Raw genomic sequence first — 20,781 nt, forward strand, 5'->3', positions numbered from 1 at the left:
TCTGTAAAACGTCATAATGAATTTCATTATGTGTTCACTCGTGAGACTTGATATTTTTTACGTCCGGAGACGCTGATATCAATCCTGCGAGTGCCCACACAGATTGTCTGATAAATTGTTAAAGAGCAGTGCCGCGATTTCTCAAGCGGCGCGGGATGCGTATATTACGCTTTCCGCATTCTCAGTCAAGCATTTATTTTTGCTTTTCTGAAGGTTGCCTTGAAGACCACCTCCTGAACACTTCGCTTCGTAAGCCGTTGTTCCGTGTCAGTGGAGGCGCAGTATAGGGATTTCTTTTTGGCTGACAAGCGCTAAATGCAAATTAAATTCTGAGTGCTGTTTTTTTCGTCGAAACCCCACTAAATCGCCAGTTTTTCCAGCAATGGAAAGCCATAACGCCGTAAAACCGGTGATAATTGCACCGCCTCCTCATCCATAAGCGTGCAGAACGCCATATTTTGACCAGAAGAAACGGCGTGCGGCGCTTCATGTTCTAATAACCATACTGTGCGGCGTGCAATGGCTGCACCAGAATCCACTAGCCGCGTGCCTTCAGGCAGTACCATTTGCAGCTCGTCACGCAATAGCGGGAAGTGGGTACATCCAAGTACCACGGTATCAGGCGGCTCCTTCATACGTAACCAAGGCTGTACAGCACGACGCACATCGGCCAGCTCAACCTCTGCACCATGCAGCTTCGCTTCTGCCAGTTCGACCAGCTCAGCAGAACCCAGCATTTCGATTTTGCAATCCCGCGCAAACTGCGCCACCAGCTCATGTGTATAAGGACGCTTGACCGTGCCGCGTGTCGCCAGTAACCCCACGACACCATTACGCGTGAGACGAGCAGCGGGTTTAATCGCAGGAACAACGCCGACAACAGGAAATTCGAAGCGCTCACGCAGTGCGGGTAAAGAAACGGTACTGGCGGAGTTACAGGCAATAATGACTAATGCCAGCGGAAAGCGTTTTGTAATCGCGTCAACGACGGCAACCACGCGCTCGACAATAAAGTCTTCGGTTTTTTCGCCGTAAGGGAAACCTTCATTATCGAAGGCGTATAGATAGTGAAGATCCGGCAGCAATTGCCGGACCTCATCATAGACGGAGAGCCCACCGACACCGGAGTCAAACACCAGCACGGTGGGACGCAGATCAGAAGCTGTAGCTGGCGCTGAGGTAATACTCCGTTCCTGGAGTTGGATAGCCATACACTGTCTCGTAGTCTTTATCGAACAGGTTGGCAATTCTACCACGAACGGTGAGTTGTGATGTGACCGGATACGAGACTGCGAGATCCCACAAGCTCACACCGCCCAATTTCACGCGCTGCGGCGTGTAAGAGTGGTTGTAATCGTTATCGTAACGATCGCCAAGATAGTGATAGGTCACAGACCAGTCAAAATCGTAGATTGTCCAGTCGAGTTGGTATTTCACCTGCTGCTTAGCACGGCGTACTAGCTGCTGATTAGTCTCTGCATCACGCGCATCAACATAATCGTATGAGATTTGATGGCTGAGCGGGCCAGTATCGAAGGATGCTGTGGCTTCCACCCCTTTGATGCGTGCTTTATCGATGTTGTAATAAACGTAAGTGCTTGGGTCGCTATCAATCAGATTGTCGATATCATTGCGGTAGCCGGATACACGCCAGTTTACCGGGCCCGTCAGCCCCTCAAAGCCCCCTTCCCACTGCTTGCTCTTTTCAGGCTTCAGATCCGGGTTACCATACGTCTGGCTGTAAAGCTGTCCTAAATTCGGCGATTTGAATGCCGTACCGTAAGAAGCGAAAACACGGTAGCCGTCAACAAACTCCCACGCGGCACTGCTCTGCCAGGTGTTATGCCAGCCAAACGCATCATTGTCGTCGCCACGTACTGCCCCTTCCAGCGTTACGCTGCCAAATTGCTGCTGCGCAGTAGCATAAATCCCAGTATTACGTTGTTCCTGACCTTCAATAGTGGAGTTAGTACCCGGTTCTGAAGTCTGTTTCTGCCAGTCCACGCCCCCGCTGATTGCACCATGTCCGACCTGCACAGTGTTACCCCACTGCAGGTTGTACTGCTGCACATCATTTAATGAGGCGGTCGCATCGTATTTACCGAGTTGCGGGCTGTAGTTGTAATCTTTGGTATGGCTGTAGCTGGCGATTAATTGGGATGAGTAGATACCCTGATTGAAGCGCAGACCGGTATCCCAGGTTTGGCTGTAAAGCTGGCGAGTATCGACAAAGGTGTTCGGCTCTACATAAGTAGGGTAACCATCGTAAGCCGTTCGGTTGTCGAAACCATAGCCACGCACGAAACCGCTGAATTCATCGTTAAATTGATGCTCCAACGATCCATACAAGGTTTTGCTCATAAAGCCGTCACGGTCTTTCTGCGCGGGATCGCCGTAAACGTCAGGCAAGTTGGCCACCACGTCGTAACCCTTGGTGTAGGTATAATTACCCGCCATGGTGAGTTTGGTGGCATCCCCCAGCATTTGCTGCGTGGAACCATCATAACTTTGGTAGCCATTGGAACCGACACCCGCCGTCAACGTGGTACCTGCTTTATCGCGGCCGGTAATAATGTTCACCACCCCACCAATCGCATCCGAACCATAAACCGCTGAACGCGCGCCACGGATATATTCGATGCGCTGCACCAGTGACAACGGAATCTGGCTTAGATCAGACGAACCAGAAATACCCGCCTGATTGAGACGAACGCCGTCAATTAATATCAGCACATGGCTGGAGTTAGTACCACGGATAAACATCGAGCTGGATTGACCAAGGCCACCGTTCTGCGCGATATCCACGCCCGGTAAACGGCGCATCACATCCGTCAGGCTTTTCGCCTGCCAGCGATCGATCTCTTCACGGGTGACTATCGTTGTCGGTGCCAGCACAGATGAAACCGGTTGAGCGAAGCGGTTGGCGGTAACGATTTGCGTATCATCATCCTGAGCGTAGCCATATGCAGCCCAGAGTGAAAGCGCCGTTGCACTAAAGGCACACAGCGTAGTTTTGCTTTTATTCATTGTTGTAAGCATCCAAAAGACGAAGCAGGATGCCGCAGGCCTGCAACCGATAGCACGCGATGGTTGCAGTGATTGCGACGACACACCGGCAGGTCTTCGGGCTGAGAATCATAAATGGTGAAAAACTTCCCATCCCTCAGGACAGTGTTTATCGATCGATCACCATGACATTCTTTTACCGCTGCGCGTCAGCTCCAGATTCACACTGGATTCCCTTTTAACTCAAGGAGGCCGGCAGTCGCAGTCTACGGTTAAGCAGGTCGCGAATCCAGACTGCCAGCCATCAACTTCTCACAGAACTGGACATCAGCAGGTGAATGCCTACAATCGCCCGGCAAGCTAGCTTATTACCAGGATTAAAGATGACACCCGAACAGCTCCCGATTGAACAATACGACGCGCAACTGGCGGAAAAAGTCAGCCGTTTACAGGCGATGATGGTGCCCTTTGCCGCGCCTGACGTGGAGGTGTTCCGCTCACCGGTCAGCCACTACCGTATGCGCGCCGAATTCCGTATCTGGCATGATGGCGACGATCTGTACCACATCATCTTTGATCAAGAGACTAAGCAGCGCATCCGTGTGGATCAATTCCCTGCTGCCAGCGCGTTGATCAACCAGTTGATGCCAAAATTGATCGATGCGATCCGTGATAACAAAGCGCTGCGTTTCAAGCTTTTCCAAATCGACTACCTGTCGACGATGAGCAATCAGATTGTGATTTCGCTGTTGTATCACCGCAAGCTGGAAGCGGACTGGACGGAAGCCGCCACCACGCTGCGCGACACACTGCGCGCTGAAGGCATTGATGTACAGCTGATTGGTCGCGCCACCAAAACCAAAATCTGCCTTGATCGCGATTACGTCGATGAATGCCTGCCCGTAGCGGGCAAAGAGATGATTTATCGTCAGGTGGAGAACAGCTTCACCCAGCCGAATGCGGCGATGAATATTCAGATGCTGGAATGGGCGCTGGATGTCACTCAGGGCTCACGTGGTGATTTGCTGGAGCTGTACTGCGGCAACGGCAACTTCTCATTGGCGCTGGCGCGTAACTTCCATCGCGTGCTGGCGACGGAAATTGCGAAACCTTCGGTAGCATCAGCGCAGTACAATATTGCCGCCAACCATATCGATAATGTGCAGATCATTCGCATGGCGGCGGAAGAGTTTACGCAGGCGATGAATGGCGTGCGCAGCTTCAACCGCTTAGAAGGTATCGATCTGAAGAGCTATCAATGCGAGACGATCTTTGTCGATCCACCACGCAGTGGCCTGGATGAGGAAACCGTGAAGATGGTGCAGGCGTATCCACGCATCCTGTATATCTCCTGCAACCCGCAAACCCTGTGCGACAATCTTGCCACGCTGGGTGAAACGCATGACGTGTCGCGGCTGGCGCTGTTCGACCAGTTCCCGTACACCCATCATATGGAATGCGGTGTCTGGCTCACGCGTAAAGCGTAAAACAAAACGGGAACCCTGCGGTTCCCGTTGTTGTATTTAGCTCTTGTTCCTGGCACGGCGGAAGCGCGTGGCAATCCAGAACACCAGCGCCACCATCAAAATGGTCGGAATGAAGTTGGAACCGATATCCGGATATTCAGCACGCACCAGCGCGCTGTACACCAGAATACCCAACAGGAAAAACGCCGCGGCCAGTGAAGGCATGCCATCGGGCATATTGCGGTTAAGATAACGCTGATGCAGACACCAGGCTGCGAGGCCAAGGGCGATCAGCGGGAATATCGAAAAAGGCACAAACGTACTGAACAGCACCGAAAAGGAGCCGTTGATCGCTAAACCGGTGATAAAAGCCAGTAACAGGGTTCCTTTATCGCGTGGGTTTTGCTCAATCATTTCATTATCCTTATCACATTACTCTTCGGGTTTTTCCAGGGTTACCGCCAGACGTTCCTGCTCCCGGCGATACCAGTAATAAGCGCCTTTAGCGATCATACGTAATTGCAGCACCAGGCGATCTTCCAGCTTGCGACGCTGTTCGATATCCACATCCAGCGCTTCCGCACCGGCACTGAACACGATGGTCACCATGGCTTCGGCTTGCGCTTCGGTAAAGCTGCGCGGCATCCGATTTTCCAGCTCAAGGTAATCCGCGAGCTCAGCAATAAAGTGCTGAATTTCTCGCGCAACTGCGGCACGGAACGCGGCCGATGTTCCGGAGCGCTCGCGTAGTAAGAGACGAAAAGCGTTGGGATTGTTCCCGATAAATTCCATAAATGTGGAAACGGAGGTCTTGATGATGCTGCCGCCCTTGGCAATGCGCTGGCGTGCCTGGCGCATCAACTGGCGTAACATCAGGCCGCTTTCGTCGACCATGGTCAAACCCAGTTCATCCACATCTTTAAAGTGACGATAAAACGAGGTAGGTGCAATCCCGGCTTCACGCGCAACTTCACGCAAACTCAGGCTGGCAAAACTCCTTTCTGCACTTAACTGACTGAAGGCTGCTTCAATCAGCGTACGTCTTGTACGTTCTTTCTGTTGCGCCCTGACGCCCATTTTCCCGGCCTTTTAAGTGATCTGGAAGGCACTATAACAAACTTTTCAGCGTACAGTGGCGCAAAGTTTGTGACCGCCTGTGTACCTCACGCTTTGTCAAAACTGGGGATTTTTCGCTGTTAGAATTCAGAAGTGCGCGGTGAGATGTTAGAATCTCGTTGTAAAAATGTGATAGAAAAATAGGACGTACTGGTATGCAAAAGTCTTACGATTACGATGCCATTGTGATTGGCTCAGGTCCAGGCGGCGAAGGTGCGGCAATGGGCCTGGTGAAGCAGGGAGCGCGCATTGCAGTGATCGAACGCTACCATAATATCGGCGGCGGTTGTACTCACTGGGGGACCATCCCCTCCAAAGCTTTACGTCACGCTGTCAGCCGTATTATCGAGTTCAATCAAAACCCTCTTTATAGCGATCACACCCGACTCCTGCGCTCCTCATTTGCTGACATTCTGAATCACACCGAAAACGTTATCAGTCAGCAAACGGCAATGCGTCAAGGATTTTATGAGCGCAACCGTTGTGAGCTTTATCAGGGCGATGCCCATTTTGTTGATGCCAACACCATCGAAGTTGAACAGCCCGATGGCACCCGCGAACGCTTAACCGCAGAAAAATTCGTGATTGCGTGCGGTTCACGTCCTTACCATCCTGCAGACGTCGACTTTACGCACCCACGCATTTACGACTCCGACTCCATCCTCAATCTGCATCATGAACCTGGCCATGTGATCATCTACGGTGCCGGTGTGATTGGTTGCGAATACGCATCAATTTTCCGTGGCCTGAACGTCAAGGTGGATTTGATTAACACCCGTGATCGTTTGCTGGCGTTCCTCGATCAGGAAATGTCAGATTCGCTCTCCTATCACTTCTGGAACAGCGGCGTGGTGATTCGTCACAACGAAGAGTTTGAGAAGATTGAAGGTGTGAGTGATGGCGTGATCATGCACCTGAAGTCGGGCAAGAAAGTGAAAGCGGATTGCCTGCTGTATGCCAACGGCCGTACCGGTAACACCGATTCACTGGCGCTGGAAAATGTCGGGCTGGAAGCCGATGGTCGTGGCCTGTTGAAAGTGAACAGTATGTATCAGACTGCGCAGCCGCACATCTATGCAGTGGGCGACGTGATTGGTTATCCGAGTCTGGCTTCAGCCGCCTACGATCAGGGCCGAATTGCGGCACAGGCGATCATCAAAGGTGAAGCCACAGCTCATTTGATCGAAGATATTCCCACCGGGATTTACACCATTCCGGAGATCAGCTCTGTGGGTAAAACTGAGCAGCAGCTAACTGCGATGAAAGTGCCTTACGAAGTGGGTCGTGCGCAGTTCAAGCATCTGGCGCGTGCGCAGATTGTGGGGATGCACGTGGGTAGCCTGAAGATTCTGTTCCATCGTGAAACCAAAGAGATTTTAGGTATTCACTGCTTTGGCGAACGTGCGGCAGAAATTATTCACATCGGGCAAGCCATTATGGAGCAGAAGAATGGCGGCAACACGATCGAGTACTTCGTGAATACCACCTTCAACTATCCGACCATGGCCGAGGCCTATCGCGTCGCGGCGCTCAACGGCTTAAACCGCCTGTTTTAACGAGGTGTCCAGATAACCCTGCATGTGGGTTTTGATTGCTTCTGCCAGCTGCTCATAGCGGCTGCGCAGAGGTGATCCTGGGCGATAAACCAAAGCAATCGTGCGCTGCGGAACCGGCTTATAGCAAGGCAGATAGCACACGCCATCACGCACTCGCTCATTCGGCACCGCCAGCGAAGGCAGCAAAGTAATGCCGCTTCCTGCCGCGACCATGTTGCGTAGCGTTTCCAGGCTGGTGGCGCGGAAATGGGTATCTTCATCCGCACCAGCTTCAAAGCAGAAGCCCATGGCTTGATCGCGCAAGCAGTGGCCATCTTCCAGCATCAGCAGCTTTTCGCCGGCCAGATCAGACATCGGCACACGATCGCGATCGTGCCATGGATGATCCTTGTAGATCGCCAGCTTCATCGGCTCGTCAAACAGCGGCACCTCAATAAAGGCTTCGCTCTCTTTCACCAGCGCCAGAATCGCGCAATCCAGTTTGCCACTGTCGAGTTGTGCCAGCAGTTGCTGCGTTTGCGCTTCGTGCAGGTACATTTCGAGTTTAGGGAAGGTTTGATGCAGCATGGGAATGATCTGCGGCAGCAAATACGGGCCAGTGGTTGGAATCAGACCAATATGCAGCGGTCCGGACATCGCTTCACCCTGTTGGCTCGCCATCTCCTTCAGCACTTTGACTTCGCGCAGCACAGTTCGCGCCTGATCCACCAGCAACAGTCCAGCCTGGGTAAATAACACCTTACGGCTGGTACGCTCCAGCAGCATCACACCGAGCTCATCTTCCAGCTTACGAATTTGACCGCTCAAGGTAGGTTGGCTGACATGACACGCATCAGCTGCACGCCGGAAATGGCGATGCTCCGCAAGCGAAACCAGATACTCCAGATCACGAATGTTCATTGATTTCCTCCAAACCACGATAGCCCGTGGCGATAGATAGAATAGCAATGAACGATTAGCCCTATCAAGCGATGAACAGGAATAATACCGGCCATAGCAAGCAATGTTGAAAACGAAGTAGAGATGACATCGAGCATCACCTGCAATGAGCTCGAAAAATCATAGTGTTGGCCGGGAGTGCCAGCCCTTGATGATGTGCCTATAACAATATGTATTTCTGAAGCTAGAGGTTGGCGGGCTACCGAAAAGGAGCCCGCTCTTTTTTTAGCCTAAACGCTTTTTCGCTTCAGCGATGGCAAATGCGACTTGCTGAGGCGACACACCGCCCTGTGCATTACGCTTGTCGAGGCAGGATTGCAGCGACAGAATCGGATAAACGTCATCCTCAATCACCGCACTGAACTGCTTCAATTGCGCCAGGCTTAACGCTTCCAGCGCCACGCCCTGCTTGATCGCTTCAACCACGGTTTCACCGACAATGTGGTGCGCTTCACGGAACGGTACACCTTTGGCCACCAGATAATCCGCCAGTTCGGTGGAGTTGGCGTAACCCTGCTCGGCCGCTTCCTGACAACGTGGACGTTTCACCTGAATGCCATCCAGCACCAGTACTGACATATGCAGGCAATCAACCCAGGTATCGAGCGCATCGAACAGGCCTTCTTTGTCTTCCTGCATGTCTTTGTTGTAGGCGAGCGGCAAGCCTTTCAGCGTCATCATCATGCCGGTCAGTGCGCCTTGTACACGGCCACATTTGCCGCGAATCAGTTCCAGTGCATCCGGGTTTTTCTTCTGTGGCATCAATGAAGAACCCGACGTTACTTTGTCAGACAGTTCAAGGAAGCCCGCTTCGCCAGTGTTGAAGAAAATCAGGTCCTCTGCGAAACGTGAAAGGTGAATCATGCCGATTGAGGCATCCGACAGCAGCTCCAGCACGTGGTCACGATCAGACACGGTATCAAGGCTGTTACGGGTAGCAGAGGCAAAGCCTAACCAGCCCGCCAGCTGCTGGCGATCGATTTCATATGCGGTGCCGGCCAGTGCGCCACAGCCCAGCGGGCTCACGTCTAGGCGCTTCAGCGTATCCTGCAGACGGCTTTCATCACGCGCCAGCATTTCTACATAGGCAAGGCACCAGTGCGCAAAGGTCACCGGCTGCGCACGCTGCAGGTGCGTATAGCCTGGCATCACCGCGTCCTGGTTAGCTTCAGCGGTGGCAACGAGGGCAGATTGTAATTCGCGCGTGGCGTCCAGCAACACCGCGACCTGCTCTTTGCACCACAGTTTCAGATCGGTGGCGACCTGATCGTTACGGCTACGGCCAGTGTGCAGTTTTTTGCCCAGTGCGCCGACTTTGTCGATTAGCTTGCCTTCTACCCAGCTATGGATATCTTCGGCATCGCTTTGCAGAATCTGCTCTGGATTGGCGCGCACTTCTGCCAGCAGTTCATTCAGTGCGCCTTCCAGCTGCTGCTGCTCATCGCTGCTCAGCACATTCACGGTAACCAGCGCTTTAGACCACGCTACCGAACCGGTGATGTCCTGCTCCGCCAGACGATAGTCAAAACGCAGTGAGTCGTTGAACTGTTTGAACCGTTGGTCTGCTGCCTGCGAAAAACGTCCGCCCCAAAGTGCCATCTGCTTTACTCCTGAATGCTGTTATAGAAAGGGCGGCCCGAAGCCGCCCTTGCAAAATGTGTTATCTGCCGCGGTATTACTTCTTCTGCTCGTTCAATGCACGAATGCGTGAAGAGAGAGAGAACAGACGGATGAAGCCGCCCGCGTGGCTGTGGTCGTAAACTTCGTCTTCGCCGAAGGTCGCGAACTCTTCCGAGTACAGGCTGTTCGCCGAGGTTTTCTGAATCGCAGTGGCGTGGCCTTTATACAGCTGCAGTACCACTTCGCCATTCACCTCTTCTGCCAGGGACTCGGCAGCAGCCTGGATAGATTTACGCAGCGGCGCAAACCAGCGACCGTCGTAAACTACATATGACATTTCGTGGCCCAGCTGCTCACGCCATTTGAAGCTGTCACGATCCAGTACCAGCTGCTCAACCGCACGCAGTGCGTTGACCATAATGGTGCCGCCAGGGGTTTCATAGCAGCCGCGAGATTTGATACCGACCAGGCGGTTTTCCACGATGTCGATACGACCCACACCGTGTTTCGCGCCCAGCACGTTCAGTTTTTCCAGACACTGGAACGGGCTCAGCTTCTCGCCGTTTACCGCCACCACACGACCTTTCTCAACGGTCACGGTGACGTTCTCTGGCTGATCTGGCGCTTCCAGTGGATCAACGGTCCACACCCAGCAATCTTTGTTCGGTGCATTCGCTGGGCTTTCCAGCACGCCACCTTCAGTAGAGATGTGCCACGCGTTCTCATCACGGCTGTAGATTTTTTCCAGTGATGCCGTCGTTGGGATGTTACGCACTTTCAGGTAATCCAGCAGCGCTTCACGTGAACGCAGATCCCACTCACGCCATGGCGCAACCACTTTCAGCTGTGGAGCCAATGCGGTGTAGGTGGTTTCGAAACGCACCTGATCGTTGCCTTTACCGGTCGCACCGTGGCACAGCGCGTCTGCACCGACTTTCAGCGCCAGTTCAACCTGCGCTTTAGCGATGATAGGACGTGCCATTGAGGTGCCCAGCAGGTAAGTGCCTTCGTACAAAGCACCGGTTTGCAGCACGGGATACACGTATTCGCTGATGAACTCTTCACGCAGGTCAGCAACGTGACACTCAGATGCACCAGACTGCAGCGCCTTCTTCTCAACGCCTTCCAGATCGGCTGGGTCCTGGCCAATGTTGGCCACGAATGCCACCACTTCACAACCGCCGTAATTCTCTTTCAACCATGGAATGATGGCCGAAGTATCCAGACCGCCAGAATAGGCCAGAACGATTTTTTTGATGTTTTGCGTGCTCATGTCTTAAATCCTTGATTATGCGAGAATCCGGGTGCCAATCGACACGCCGTTGAAAAGGGTTGGCAGCTGTTCAGCATGGCGCCAGCTGGCGATATCAACCGGACGACCTAAAGTACGTGCGGCATCGAGTGCCGCGTTCACTTTAACGATCATGCCATCAGTAATAATGCCCTGATCGATCAGCTGCTGTGCTTTATCGGCCGTCATCTCTTCGATACGTTGACCTTTGCCATCGAGAATACCGCTGACATCTGAAAGCAGGACTAAATCAGCACCAATGGTCGCTGCCAGCGCGGTCGCTGCCTGGTCAGCGTTGACGTTCATCAGATCGCCGCCGTCAGTAATACCGATGGAGCTGATCACCGGCATATAGCCCGCGCTCAGTAAGGTATTCACCAGCGCTGGATTACCTGGCGTCGCGTTGCCCACATGGCCAAGTTCCTCGTCGAACTGCGCCACGTTTACCAGGCCCGCATCACCGAGGCATAAGCCAACGGCACCAATGCCATATTTCTTCGCCCAGGCCAGCAAGGTCTTGTTCGCTGTACCCGCCAGGGCACCAGTAATAATGTCAATCTGATCGGCTGGCGTCACGCGCAAACCGTTCTTCTTTTTCACTGGCAGAGCGAGCTTCTTCATCAGCTCGTCCACCAGGCAGCCGCCGCCGTGCACAATGATCAGCGGACGCTGATGTTCATTGCGGTAGGCCAGCAGCGCATCAAACAAGCGGGCCAGCGCTTCTTCGCTATCCAGCAGTACGCCACCCAGCTTAATAATCAATGGATTCATTGCAGTTTCCGTCCGTTAAATCAGAGACAATGTTTCAGGGTAGCCGAAACGAATGTTTAAGCATTGAACCGCCTGCGAAGAGGCACCTTTCAGCAGATTATCTTCGGCCGCCACCACAATCAGGTGCTCGCCCTGCATGGCAAAGCCAATATCGCAGAACGGCAAGCCGACCACGGCTTTCAGTGCCGGGACACCTTTGTCATACACACGCACCAGCGGTTTGTCGTGGTAAGCCTTGTGGAAGGCATCCGCCACGTCTTGCTGCGTCACGCCCGCTTTCAGGCGACAGGTGGTGGTCGAAAGAATACCGCGCGGGAAGCTACCCAGATGCGGGGTGAAAATCACAGGCGTACCGAGATGCGCCACGATTTCAGGATGATGACGATGATTGAACAAGCCATACGGCTGCAGGCTCACTTCACAGAAGCTGGTGCCGACGTTGGCTTTACGCCCTGCGCCGCTCACACCACTGGTGGCATTGATCACCGGCCATTGTGCATCGTTAAGCAAACCGGCTTCGACCAGCGGCTTCAATGACAATTGTGCGGCCGTTGGGTAGCAACCCGGCACAGCAACCAGCTGTGCATCTTTGATTTTGTCGTGCTGCCATTCGGCCAGACCGTAGACAGCTTTATCCAGCCAATCCTGATGCTGATGGCTGAAACCATAATATTGAGTATAGAAAGCATCGTCGTTGACACGGAACGCACCGGAAAGGTCAAACACCACACAGCCTGCTTTGAGGAATTCGGGTGCCAGATCGTGGCTGACTTCATGCGCGGTCGCGAGGAACACCACATCGACTTTGTCTGCCCACTCGGAAGCCTCACTCAGCGGCTGCAGCGGCAAATCGACAATGCCTTTCAGCTGCGGATGCAGATCGGAGAGTAATTTTCCGGCGTCCGGGCTTTGCGCTGAAACCGCCAAAGCGGTTATGTTCATATGCGGATGGCGATTCAGGTAAGTGGCAAGCTCTACGCCAGCATAACCACTGGCACCAACGATCAGCGTATTCAACATCAGGCTGTAACCCTTTTTACAGTCACTCATTCCGGGTCGCGGCTTTGCCCCGTTGCCCACGATGCCGTTTGCAGATGATTTTACGCTTCACTTGCAAACGACGTTATTGTATTTTTATTCACTATTAATGCATGAATATTGATACATCCTAACCCAAGGACCGTCAACAGTGAAGACAAAATTACCACCTTTTATCGAACTCTACCGCCAGCTGATTGCCACACCATCGATCAGCGCCACTGACAGCGCGCTGGATCAGAGCAATGAAACTTTAATCAATTTGCTGGCGGGCTGGTTCCGCGATTTAGGCTTCAGTGTTGAAGTCCAGCCAGTCCCGGGTACGCGTCATAAATTCAATATGCTGGCACGCAGCGGTTTGGGTGCTGGCGGCCTGCTGCTGGCAGGCCATACCGATACCGTTCCCTATGATGATGGCCGCTGGACGCGCGATCCTTTCACCCTGACCGAGCACGACAACAAGCTATACGGTTTAGGTACGGCGGATATGAAAGGCTTCTTTGCTTTTATTCTGGATGCGCTGCGTGACGTTGACGTGACCAAACTCAGCAAGCCACTGTACATCCTCGCCACCGCCGATGAAGAGACCACCATGGCCGGTGCAAAGTACTTTTCCGAATCCACCCAGTTGCGTCCGGATTGCGCCATCATTGGTGAGCCGACCTCACTGAAGCCGGTGCGTGCGCACAAAGGCCATCTGTCGAATGTGATCCGTATTCAGGGCCAGTCCGGTCACTCCAGCGATCCTTCACGCGGTGTGAATGCGATTGAGCTGATGCATGAATCCATCACCCAACTGATGCAACTGCGCAATACCCTGAAAAATCGCTATAACCACGATGGATTTGCGATTCCTTACCCGACCATGAACTTTGGTCACATTCACGGTGGCGATGCCGCGAACCGTATCTGCGCCTGCTGCGAATTGCACATGGATATTCGTCCGCTGCCGGGCTTAACTCTGAGCGATTTAGATGGCTTGCTGAAGGAAGCATTGGCGCCAGTGAGCGAACGCTGGCCGGGGCGTTTAACGGTAGGTGAACTGCACCCGCCGATTCCTGGCTACGAATGTCCGGCCGATCATGAGCTGGTGAAAGTGGTAGAGAAACTGCTGGGTGTGCCGACTGAAGTGGTGAACTATTGCACCGAAGCGCCTTTTATCCAGCAATTGTGTCCAACGCTGGTTTTAGGTCCAGGATCGATCAATCAGGCGCACCAGCCAGATGAATTTATCGATACCGCATTTATTAAGCCAACTCATGCGCTTATCACGCAGGTTGTTCAGCATTTTTGTCACTGATGAATAATAGATGGGGCAATTCACTGTTAAAACAGTAAATTGCCCGGTCATTGTTCGGGATTTGATAATAAGAATAACTTATCTCGCTTCCCCCCAAGTTAATTCTATGAATTTCCGGTAGTTAGCAGCGAATTATCGTCAATTTAAGTCAATTGACGAACAGGAAGAACCGTGGCTAGATAAAAGACGATGTTATGCCCGTTGGGTGTAAGGGTACTTTCAAGACGATAAGGGTGTCAGGGTCAAATGAACGAACAATATTCCGCAATGCGAAGTAATGTCAGTATGCTCGGCAAACTGCTCGGGGATACGATAAAGGATGCACTGGGAGAGAACATCCTCGATCGGGTGGAAACCATCCGCAAACTCTCTAAGTCCTCCCGCGCAGGCAATGACACCGATCGTAAGGAACTGCTGAACACGCTGCAAAACCTGTCTAATGACGAGTTACTACCTGTTGCACGCGCGTTTAGCCAGTTCCTCAACCTGACCAACGTGGCAGAGCAGTATCAGACCATCTCCCGCAGCGGCGATGGCGCGAATAATCCGGAAATCCTGAAGAAGACCTTTGAGCGTCTGAAGCAGCAAAACGACATCAGCGAAAGTTCGATTCGTCAGGCGATTGAAGAACTGTCGCTGGAGCTGGTGCTGACCGCTCACCCAACGGAGATCACCCGACGTACGCTGATCCACATGCTCGGCGAAGTGAATAGCTGCCTGCAGCAACTCGACCACAGCGATCTCTCCGATTACGAGCGCACGCAAGTCATGCGTCGCCTGCGTCAGTTGGTCGCACAAGCCTGGCATACCGATGAAATCCGTAAGTATCGTCCAACACCGATTGATGAAGCCAAATGGGGCTTTGCCGTGGTCGAAAATAGCCTGTGGCAAGGCGTACCGGCTTTCCTGCGTGAGCTGAACGAGCAGGTTGAAGAGACCTTTGGCATCAAGCTGCCTGTCGATTTCGTGCCGATCAAATTTACCTCATGGATGGGCGGCGACCGCGACGGCAACCCGAACGTCACCGCACCTATCACGCGCCATGCCATGCAGCTGAGCCGCTGGAAAGCCGCCGACCTGTTCCTGCGCGACGTGGGCGTGCTGATTTCTGAACTGTCGATGTCCGAATGCAGCGATGAAGTACGCGAGTTGTGCGGCGATCCAGAAGCGCTGGAACCGTACCGCATGATTCTGAAGCGCATCCGTGGCCAGCTGATGACCACGCAAGCTTATTTAGGCCGTCGTTTGAAAGGCGAGCGCCTGCCGCGCCCTGCCGATCTACTGGTCTCGAACGATCAACTGTGGCAACCGCTGTTCGCCATCTATCAATCTCTGCAACAGTGCGGCATGGGCATCATCGCCAATGGCCAGTTGCTGGATACGCTGCGCCGCGTGAAGTGCTTTGGCGTGCCGCTGGTGCGTATTGATATCCGTCAGGAGAGCACCCGCCACACCGAAGCGATTGCCGAAGTGACGCGCTATCTGGGGCTGGGTGACTACGAAAGCTGGTCAGAAGCCGACAAACAGGCGTTCCTGATCCGTGAACTGAACTCCAAACGTCCGCTGCTGCCGCATCAATGGGAGCCGGGCGACAACACGCGCGAAGTGCTGGATACCTGTAAAGTGGTGGCTGAAGCGCCGCAAGGTTCCATCGCCTCTTACGTGATTTCGATGGCGAAAACGCCGTCGGACGTGCTGGCGGTGCACTTGCTGTTAAAAGAAGCCGGTATTCCTTACGCGATGCCGGTAGCGCCACTGTTCGAAACCCTCGACGATTTGAACAACGCCAATGACGTCATGACGCAGTTGCTGAATATCGATTGGTATCGCGGTTTCATCAACGGCAAACAAATGGTGATGATTGGTTATTCCGATTCGGCGAAAGATGCCGGCGTGATGGCCGCCAGCTGGGCGCAGTACGAAGCACAGGATGCGTTGATCAAGACCTGTGAGAAAGCCGGCATCACGCTAACGCTGTTCCACGGACGCGGCGGTTCCATCGGCCGTGGCGGCGCACCGGCACACGCAGCACTGCTGTCGCAACCGCCGGGCAGCCTGAAAGGCGGCCTGCGCGTGACCGAACAAGGCGAGATGATTCGCTTCAAATACGGTTTGCCAGAAGTCACCATCGCCAGCCTGTCGCTGTATACCGGTGCGATTCTGGAAGCCAACCTGATGCCACCGCCCGAGCCTAAGCGCGAGTGGAAAGAGATCATGAACGGTTTGTCAGCCCATTCCTGCGCCATGTATCGCGGCTATGTGCGTGAAAACCCGGACTTCGTACCGTATTTCCGTTCGGCCACGCCAGAGCAAGAGCTGGGTAAACTGCCACTCGGTTCACGTCCGGCGAAGCGCCGTCCTACCGGCGGCGTGGAATCACTGCGTGCGATTCCGTGGATCTTCGCCTGGACGCAGAACCGCTTGATGCTGCCAGCCTGGCTCGGTGCCGGTGCGGCGCTGCAGAAGGCGATGGACGAAGGGCATCAGGACCAGCTGGAAGCGATGTGTAGCCAATGGCCGTTCTTCGCCACCCGTCTGGGCATGCTGGAGATGGTGTTCTCGAAAGCTGACCTGTGGCTGGCGGAGTATTACGATCAGCGTCTGGTTGATAAATCACTGTGGCCGCTGGGTCTGCAGTTGCGCGATCAGCTGGCTGCGGATATCAAAGCCGTGTTGACCATCGCCAACGATGCGCATTTGATGGCTGACCAGCCATGGATCGCCGAGTCTATCGCGCTGCGGAACGTTTACACCGATCCGCTCAACGTGTTGCAGGCTGAACTGCTGCATCGTGCACGTGCGCAGGAAGAGCGTGGTGACGAGCCGGATGCGCGTGTTGAACAAGCGTTGATGGTGACGATTGCGGGTGTAGCAGCGGGTATGCGTAATACGGGCTAGTGGCGTAAAACGCTAATCACGAAGGGGCCAATGTGCCCCTTTTTTAATGGGTGTTGCGCGTCGCGGGAAGAGGCGGCAATTACGTAAAGCCGCTGTCTCGTCCCTGATCGCTCGGCGTGCGCCATCCATGGCGCCCAACGCTTTACTCCATTTGCCGCCTCTTCCCGCTGGGTAACTTGGTGCCAATAAAAAGAGGGCACATTGGCCCCCCTCATAACTCTATTTGATAAAATCAGGCTCTTAAGGCCGGACGCACACCCAGCGTGTGACAGATGGCGTAACTCAATTCTGCGCGGTTCAGCGTGTAGAAGTGGAAATCCTTCACCCCTTCGCGTGACAGGATTTTCACCATGTCCATGGCGATGTTAGCGCCGACCATTTTGCGCGTTTCTGGATCGTCATCCAGTCCGGCAAACATCGCATTCATCCAGCCCGGCACGCGCACGTTGGTCATGGTGGCAAAGCGCTGCAGCTGCTTAAAGTTCGATACCGGCAAAATGCCCGGCACGATTTCGACATCAATGCCTGCCGCAACACAGCGATCGCGGAAGCGCAGGTAACTCTCAACATCAAAGAAGAACTGCGTGATGGCGCGGTTGGCACCAGCATCAACCTTACGCTTCAGGTTGATCAAATCCGCTTGCGCACTTTTCGCTTCAGGATGCACTTCCGGATAAGCGGCTACGGAGATATCAAAATCGCCCACTTCTTTAAGCAATTCAACCAAATCAGCGCCGTACATCTCAGGCTTGCCGCTACCCGGAGGCAAATCGCCGCGCAGGGCCACGATGTGACGGATACCGTTATCCCAGTAATCGCGCGCGATGGTGCGTAACTCATCACGCGTGGCATCAATGCAGGTCAGATGAGGAGCCGCTTCCAGGCCGGTGCGCTCTTTAATGCCTTTGATGATGCTGTGCGTACGGTCGCGTTCGCCAGAGTTCGCACCGTAGGTGACAGAGAGGAATTTCGGTTTCAGGATGCTCAGTCGATCAATCGAACTCCACAAGGTTTCTTCCATTTCACTGGTGCGAGGCGGGAAAAATTCAAAAGAGACATTAATTTGCCCGTTCAGCTCAGCCAGGCTTTGGTTCAACGCTTCGCGCTGATTGGCGTGAAAGAAACTCATCCAGATTACCTCGTCGTCACATATCGATTAACTTGCGGCCTGCGAACATCTATACGTTTAGACGTCCAGATGCACAAAATGAACCATTAGCGCGTTAGCGTCAACTTAAAATTAATGTACAGGCGTGACAAATATTCAATCAAGTTGAAAGAGTTTCATGTTCGCGCAGAGGGTGAAAAGCGCAGACGGCGGGCACCATCTGCGTTGCAAGGCAGACTACAGCAGTTGTGCGAGGCGATTGATATCCGATTGTAACGCACCGGCTGTCACATCACGACCGGCGCCCGGCCCGCGGATCACCAGCGGATTATCACGATACCAGCGGCTTTCGATAGCAAACACGTTATCGCACGGCAGCAGTGAAGCCAGCGGGTGTTCCGGACGCACCGCTTCCACCCCCACACGGGCCTTTCCGTTGGCATCGAAACGTGCCACATAGCGCAGCACCAGGCCCATCTCCTGCGCCGCTTCAAAGCGTTGCAGCATTTGGTCATTCAACTCGTCGGCATTCTCGAAGAAGTGGTCAATCGATTCTTCTTCGCAATCCGACGGCACCAGCGATTCAACACGCACCTGATCCGGCTCGATGTCATAACCGGCTTCACGCGCCAGGATGACCAGCTTGCGCATCACATCCTGCCCCGACAGATCTACGCGCGGATCGGGTTCGGTGAGACCTTGCTGCCAGGCCTGATCCACCAGCTCACTGAACGGCACGGTGCCATCAAATTGCAGGAACAGCCAGGACAGCGTTCCGGAGAAAATACCACTAATGGCCAGAATGCTGTCGCCGCTTTCGCGCAGATCGCGCACCGTATGGTTCACCGGTAATCCTGCGCCTACCGTGGCGTTATATAGCCAGTGACGACCGGTTTTGGCGAACGCATCACGAATCTGCCGCCAACTCTGGCTGCTGGATGCGCCTGCGACTTTGTTCGCGCTAATGACATGGAAACCGTGGCTGGCAAAATCAAGATATTGCTGTGCCAGCGGTGCGCTGGCGGTGACGTCCAGCACCACTAAATCATCGAACGGATGGGCGCGCATCCACAGGAACAGCGACTCTTCATCGCGTTCTTCGGCTTCGTCTTCAAAAAAGGCGAGCGCACGGCTGGCTTCCAGACCTTCGTAGCTCAGCAAACTACGACTGCTATCCGCCACGCCTGCCAGCACATACTCAAAGCCGGTACGCGCCGATAAGCCTTCCTGCTCGCGGGCAAACAACTCCAGCCAGCGTGAGCCGATATTGCCTTTACCAAACAGCATCAGACCGATGCGCTTTTCCGCGCGGAACAATGACTGGTGCAGCCCCTGAATCAGGTGCTGCGTCGGTCCTACGCGCAGTACGGCAACAATACTGATGTGATCTTCTGACTGCCAGACAAACTCAACCGGCTGGTCTTTGATCTGTTGCCAGAAACGATGGCTATGGAGCGGGTTGCGCGTCACGCCTGCGCCGACCAACGCCACCAACGCTAAGCCATCGCGCAGTTGCAGATGACCCGGCAGCGCAGCGTCCTGCAACAAATTGAATGCGCTGTTCACCACTTCGGAGGTGTAGCAGAGTTGCAGCAAACGGCGATCGGGATGGACACCCATCGCCAGCGGACGCAGTTGCGCACGCTTCAGCAGCAGATCGATCTCTTTCTGCTGCGTTTTGAAATCGTGGTTTTCTGGGATGTGAATCTCTACCAGGCACACATCGTCGTGGCTGGTGACAATACGCGCGCCGGTACCGGAAGCCAGTACGCGCTCAATGCGCGTTGAGCCCTGCTCAGGTTGATAGCTGCAACGCAACTGCAGATCGATATCGCTATTCGACACGGGCTGCAGCGTACGTGTATGCAATACCGGTGCGGCCAGACGCGCCAGCTCGCTGGCCTCATCTAAGCGCAGTAAAGGCAGCAAGCAGGCGTCGGACACTTTACGCGGATCGGCGCTATAGACACCGGCCACATCGCTCCAGATGGTGACACGGTTTACGCCTGCCAGGGCTCCGATCTGCGTGGCTGAGTAGTCCGAACCATTGCGACCCAGTAACACCGTTTCGCCGGCGTCGCTGCGGCTGATAAAGCCGGTTACTACCAAGCGCTTATGAGGATGCTGAGCCAGCAGCGCCTGTAGCAATGGCCAGGACTTGCCTTCATCGACCTGTGGCTGCGCAGCACGTTCGGCACGCAGAAAGTCACGCGCGTCCAGCCATGCAGACTCGATATCACGCTGGCTCAGCACTGCCGCCATCAAGCGTGCCGACCAGATTTCACCGTGCCCCACCACTTCGGCATACACCGCATCGGTGATAGCGCCGTCAAGCAGTGCCGCCAGACGTTCTAAATCGCGAATAAAGGCAGCGGTCAGCGTTTCAGCAAATTCAACAGGCAACAGCGCAGCGATCAGTTCGCTGTGAAAACGGCGTAAAGCTTGTTGCACCTGATGGGCAGATAAGCGATCGCTCTGGCTCAGTTTAAGCCAGCTAATCAGCTGGTTGGTGGTGCTGCCTGCGGCAGAGACCACCATTAAATCGCCCGGCTGGCTGTAATCCGCCATGATGCTGGCGACACGTTGATAACAACGTGCATCCGCCAGGCTACTGCCACCAAATTTATGCAACTGCTTGTTCGGCGTTCCCGCGCCTGCTGAACTTGTCATGC

The 20,781-nt window shown here is 54.1% G+C and carries 15 protein-coding genes and 1 riboswitch; of the genes, 4 read left to right on the forward strand and 11 right to left on the reverse strand.

Going from position 1 to position 20,781, the window contains the following annotated elements; genetic code table 11:
• Positions 1-359 precede the first annotated feature (359 nt).
• On the reverse strand, positions 360-1,211 hold the full coding sequence (gene murI / locus FD744_RS18985; RefSeq protein WP_160868980.1) for a glutamate racemase: 852 nt from the start codon (positions 1,209-1,211) through the stop codon (positions 360-362).
• On the reverse strand, positions 1,156-3,027 hold the full coding sequence (gene btuB / locus FD744_RS18990) for a TonB-dependent vitamin B12 receptor BtuB (protein ID WP_160868981.1): 1,872 nt from the start codon (positions 3,025-3,027) through the stop codon (positions 1,156-1,158). The genes murI and btuB overlap by 56 nt, the downstream gene beginning before the upstream one ends.
• 69 nt (positions 3,028-3,096) lie before the next feature.
• Positions 3,097-3,278: riboswitch (cobalamin riboswitch) on the reverse strand.
• 111 nt (positions 3,279-3,389) lie between these two features.
• On the opposite strand from btuB, the gene trmA reads away from it, so the two are divergent.
• Positions 3,390-4,493 carry a tRNA (uridine(54)-C5)-methyltransferase TrmA gene (gene trmA / locus FD744_RS18995; RefSeq protein ID WP_160868982.1) on the forward strand — a complete coding sequence of 368 codons (1,104 nt, stop codon included), beginning with the start codon at positions 3,390-3,392 and terminating at the stop codon, positions 4,491-4,493.
• Between the two features lie 36 nt (positions 4,494-4,529).
• On the opposite strand, the gene FD744_RS19000 is transcribed toward trmA, so the two are convergent.
• Entirely contained in the window at positions 4,530-4,886 is a 357-nt protein-coding gene (locus FD744_RS19000) for a YijD family membrane protein (protein ID WP_034823705.1), read from the reverse strand.
• An 18-nt stretch (positions 4,887-4,904) separates the two neighbouring features.
• Positions 4,905-5,549 carry an HTH-type transcriptional repressor FabR gene (gene fabR / locus FD744_RS19005; RefSeq protein ID WP_034823706.1) on the reverse strand — a complete coding sequence of 215 codons (645 nt, stop codon included), beginning with the start codon at positions 5,547-5,549 and terminating at the stop codon, positions 4,905-4,907.
• Between the two features lie 194 nt (positions 5,550-5,743).
• Between fabR and sthA the strand changes: the two genes are divergently transcribed.
• Entirely contained in the window at positions 5,744-7,144 is a 1,401-nt protein-coding gene (gene sthA, locus FD744_RS19010; RefSeq protein ID WP_021506825.1) for a Si-specific NAD(P)(+) transhydrogenase, read from the forward strand.
• Here sthA and oxyR read toward each other — a convergent pair.
• The 5 genes from oxyR to argC all read right to left on the reverse strand — a co-directional run bounded on the left by oxyR (position 7,127) and on the right by argC (position 12,785).
• Positions 7,127-8,044 (reverse strand): DNA-binding transcriptional regulator OxyR, encoded by a 918-nt coding sequence (gene oxyR / locus FD744_RS19015; protein WP_034823715.1) that lies wholly within the window; start codon positions 8,042-8,044, stop codon positions 7,127-7,129. The two genes, sthA and oxyR, sit on opposite strands and share 18 nt — an antisense overlap.
• 264 nt (positions 8,045-8,308) lie before the next feature.
• Positions 8,309-9,682, reverse strand: a complete 1,374-nt coding sequence (gene argH / locus FD744_RS19020) for an argininosuccinate lyase (protein ID WP_058960104.1) — start codon at positions 9,680-9,682, stop codon at positions 8,309-8,311.
• Between the two features lie 76 nt (positions 9,683-9,758).
• Positions 9,759-10,976: an argininosuccinate synthase gene (locus FD744_RS19025; protein ID WP_038644110.1), complete on the reverse strand. Its 1,218-nt coding sequence runs from the start codon at positions 10,974-10,976 to the stop codon at positions 9,759-9,761.
• A gap of 15 nt (positions 10,977-10,991) precedes the next feature.
• The gene (gene argB, locus FD744_RS19030; protein ID WP_058960105.1) at positions 10,992-11,765 is read right to left on the reverse strand and encodes an acetylglutamate kinase; all 774 of its coding nucleotides are present in this window, start codon (positions 11,763-11,765) and stop codon (positions 10,992-10,994) included.
• Between the two features lie 15 nt (positions 11,766-11,780).
• Positions 11,781-12,785, reverse strand: coding sequence for an N-acetyl-gamma-glutamyl-phosphate reductase (argC, locus tag FD744_RS19035; RefSeq protein WP_034823925.1), 1,005 nt, complete (start codon positions 12,783-12,785; stop codon positions 11,781-11,783).
• 169 nt (positions 12,786-12,954) lie between these two features.
• On the opposite strand from argC, the gene argE reads away from it, so the two are divergent.
• Together argE and ppc are read left to right on the forward strand one after the other, a co-directional pair.
• Positions 12,955-14,103, forward strand: coding sequence for an acetylornithine deacetylase (argE, locus tag FD744_RS19040; protein ID WP_160868983.1), 1,149 nt, complete (start codon positions 12,955-12,957; stop codon positions 14,101-14,103).
• Between the two features lie 246 nt (positions 14,104-14,349).
• Positions 14,350-17,001 carry a phosphoenolpyruvate carboxylase gene (ppc, locus tag FD744_RS19045; RefSeq protein ID WP_045833619.1) on the forward strand — a complete coding sequence of 884 codons (2,652 nt, stop codon included), beginning with the start codon at positions 14,350-14,352 and terminating at the stop codon, positions 16,999-17,001.
• A 232-nt stretch (positions 17,002-17,233) separates the two neighbouring features.
• Here the strand turns inward: ppc and metF are convergent, their stop codons facing one another.
• Complete coding sequence (gene metF / locus FD744_RS19050; protein WP_160868984.1) at positions 17,234-18,130, reverse strand: methylenetetrahydrofolate reductase; 897 nt, start codon at positions 18,128-18,130, stop codon at positions 17,234-17,236.
• A 216-nt stretch (positions 18,131-18,346) separates the two neighbouring features.
• Entirely contained in the window at positions 18,347-20,779 is a 2,433-nt protein-coding gene (locus FD744_RS19055) for a bifunctional aspartate kinase/homoserine dehydrogenase II (protein ID WP_160868985.1), read from the reverse strand.
• Positions 20,780-20,781: the final 2 nt, after the last annotated feature.

Source organism: Pantoea sp. Taur (assembly GCF_009830025.1).
GTDB classification, from domain to species: domain Bacteria; phylum Pseudomonadota; class Gammaproteobacteria; order Enterobacterales; family Enterobacteriaceae; genus Pantoea; species Pantoea communis.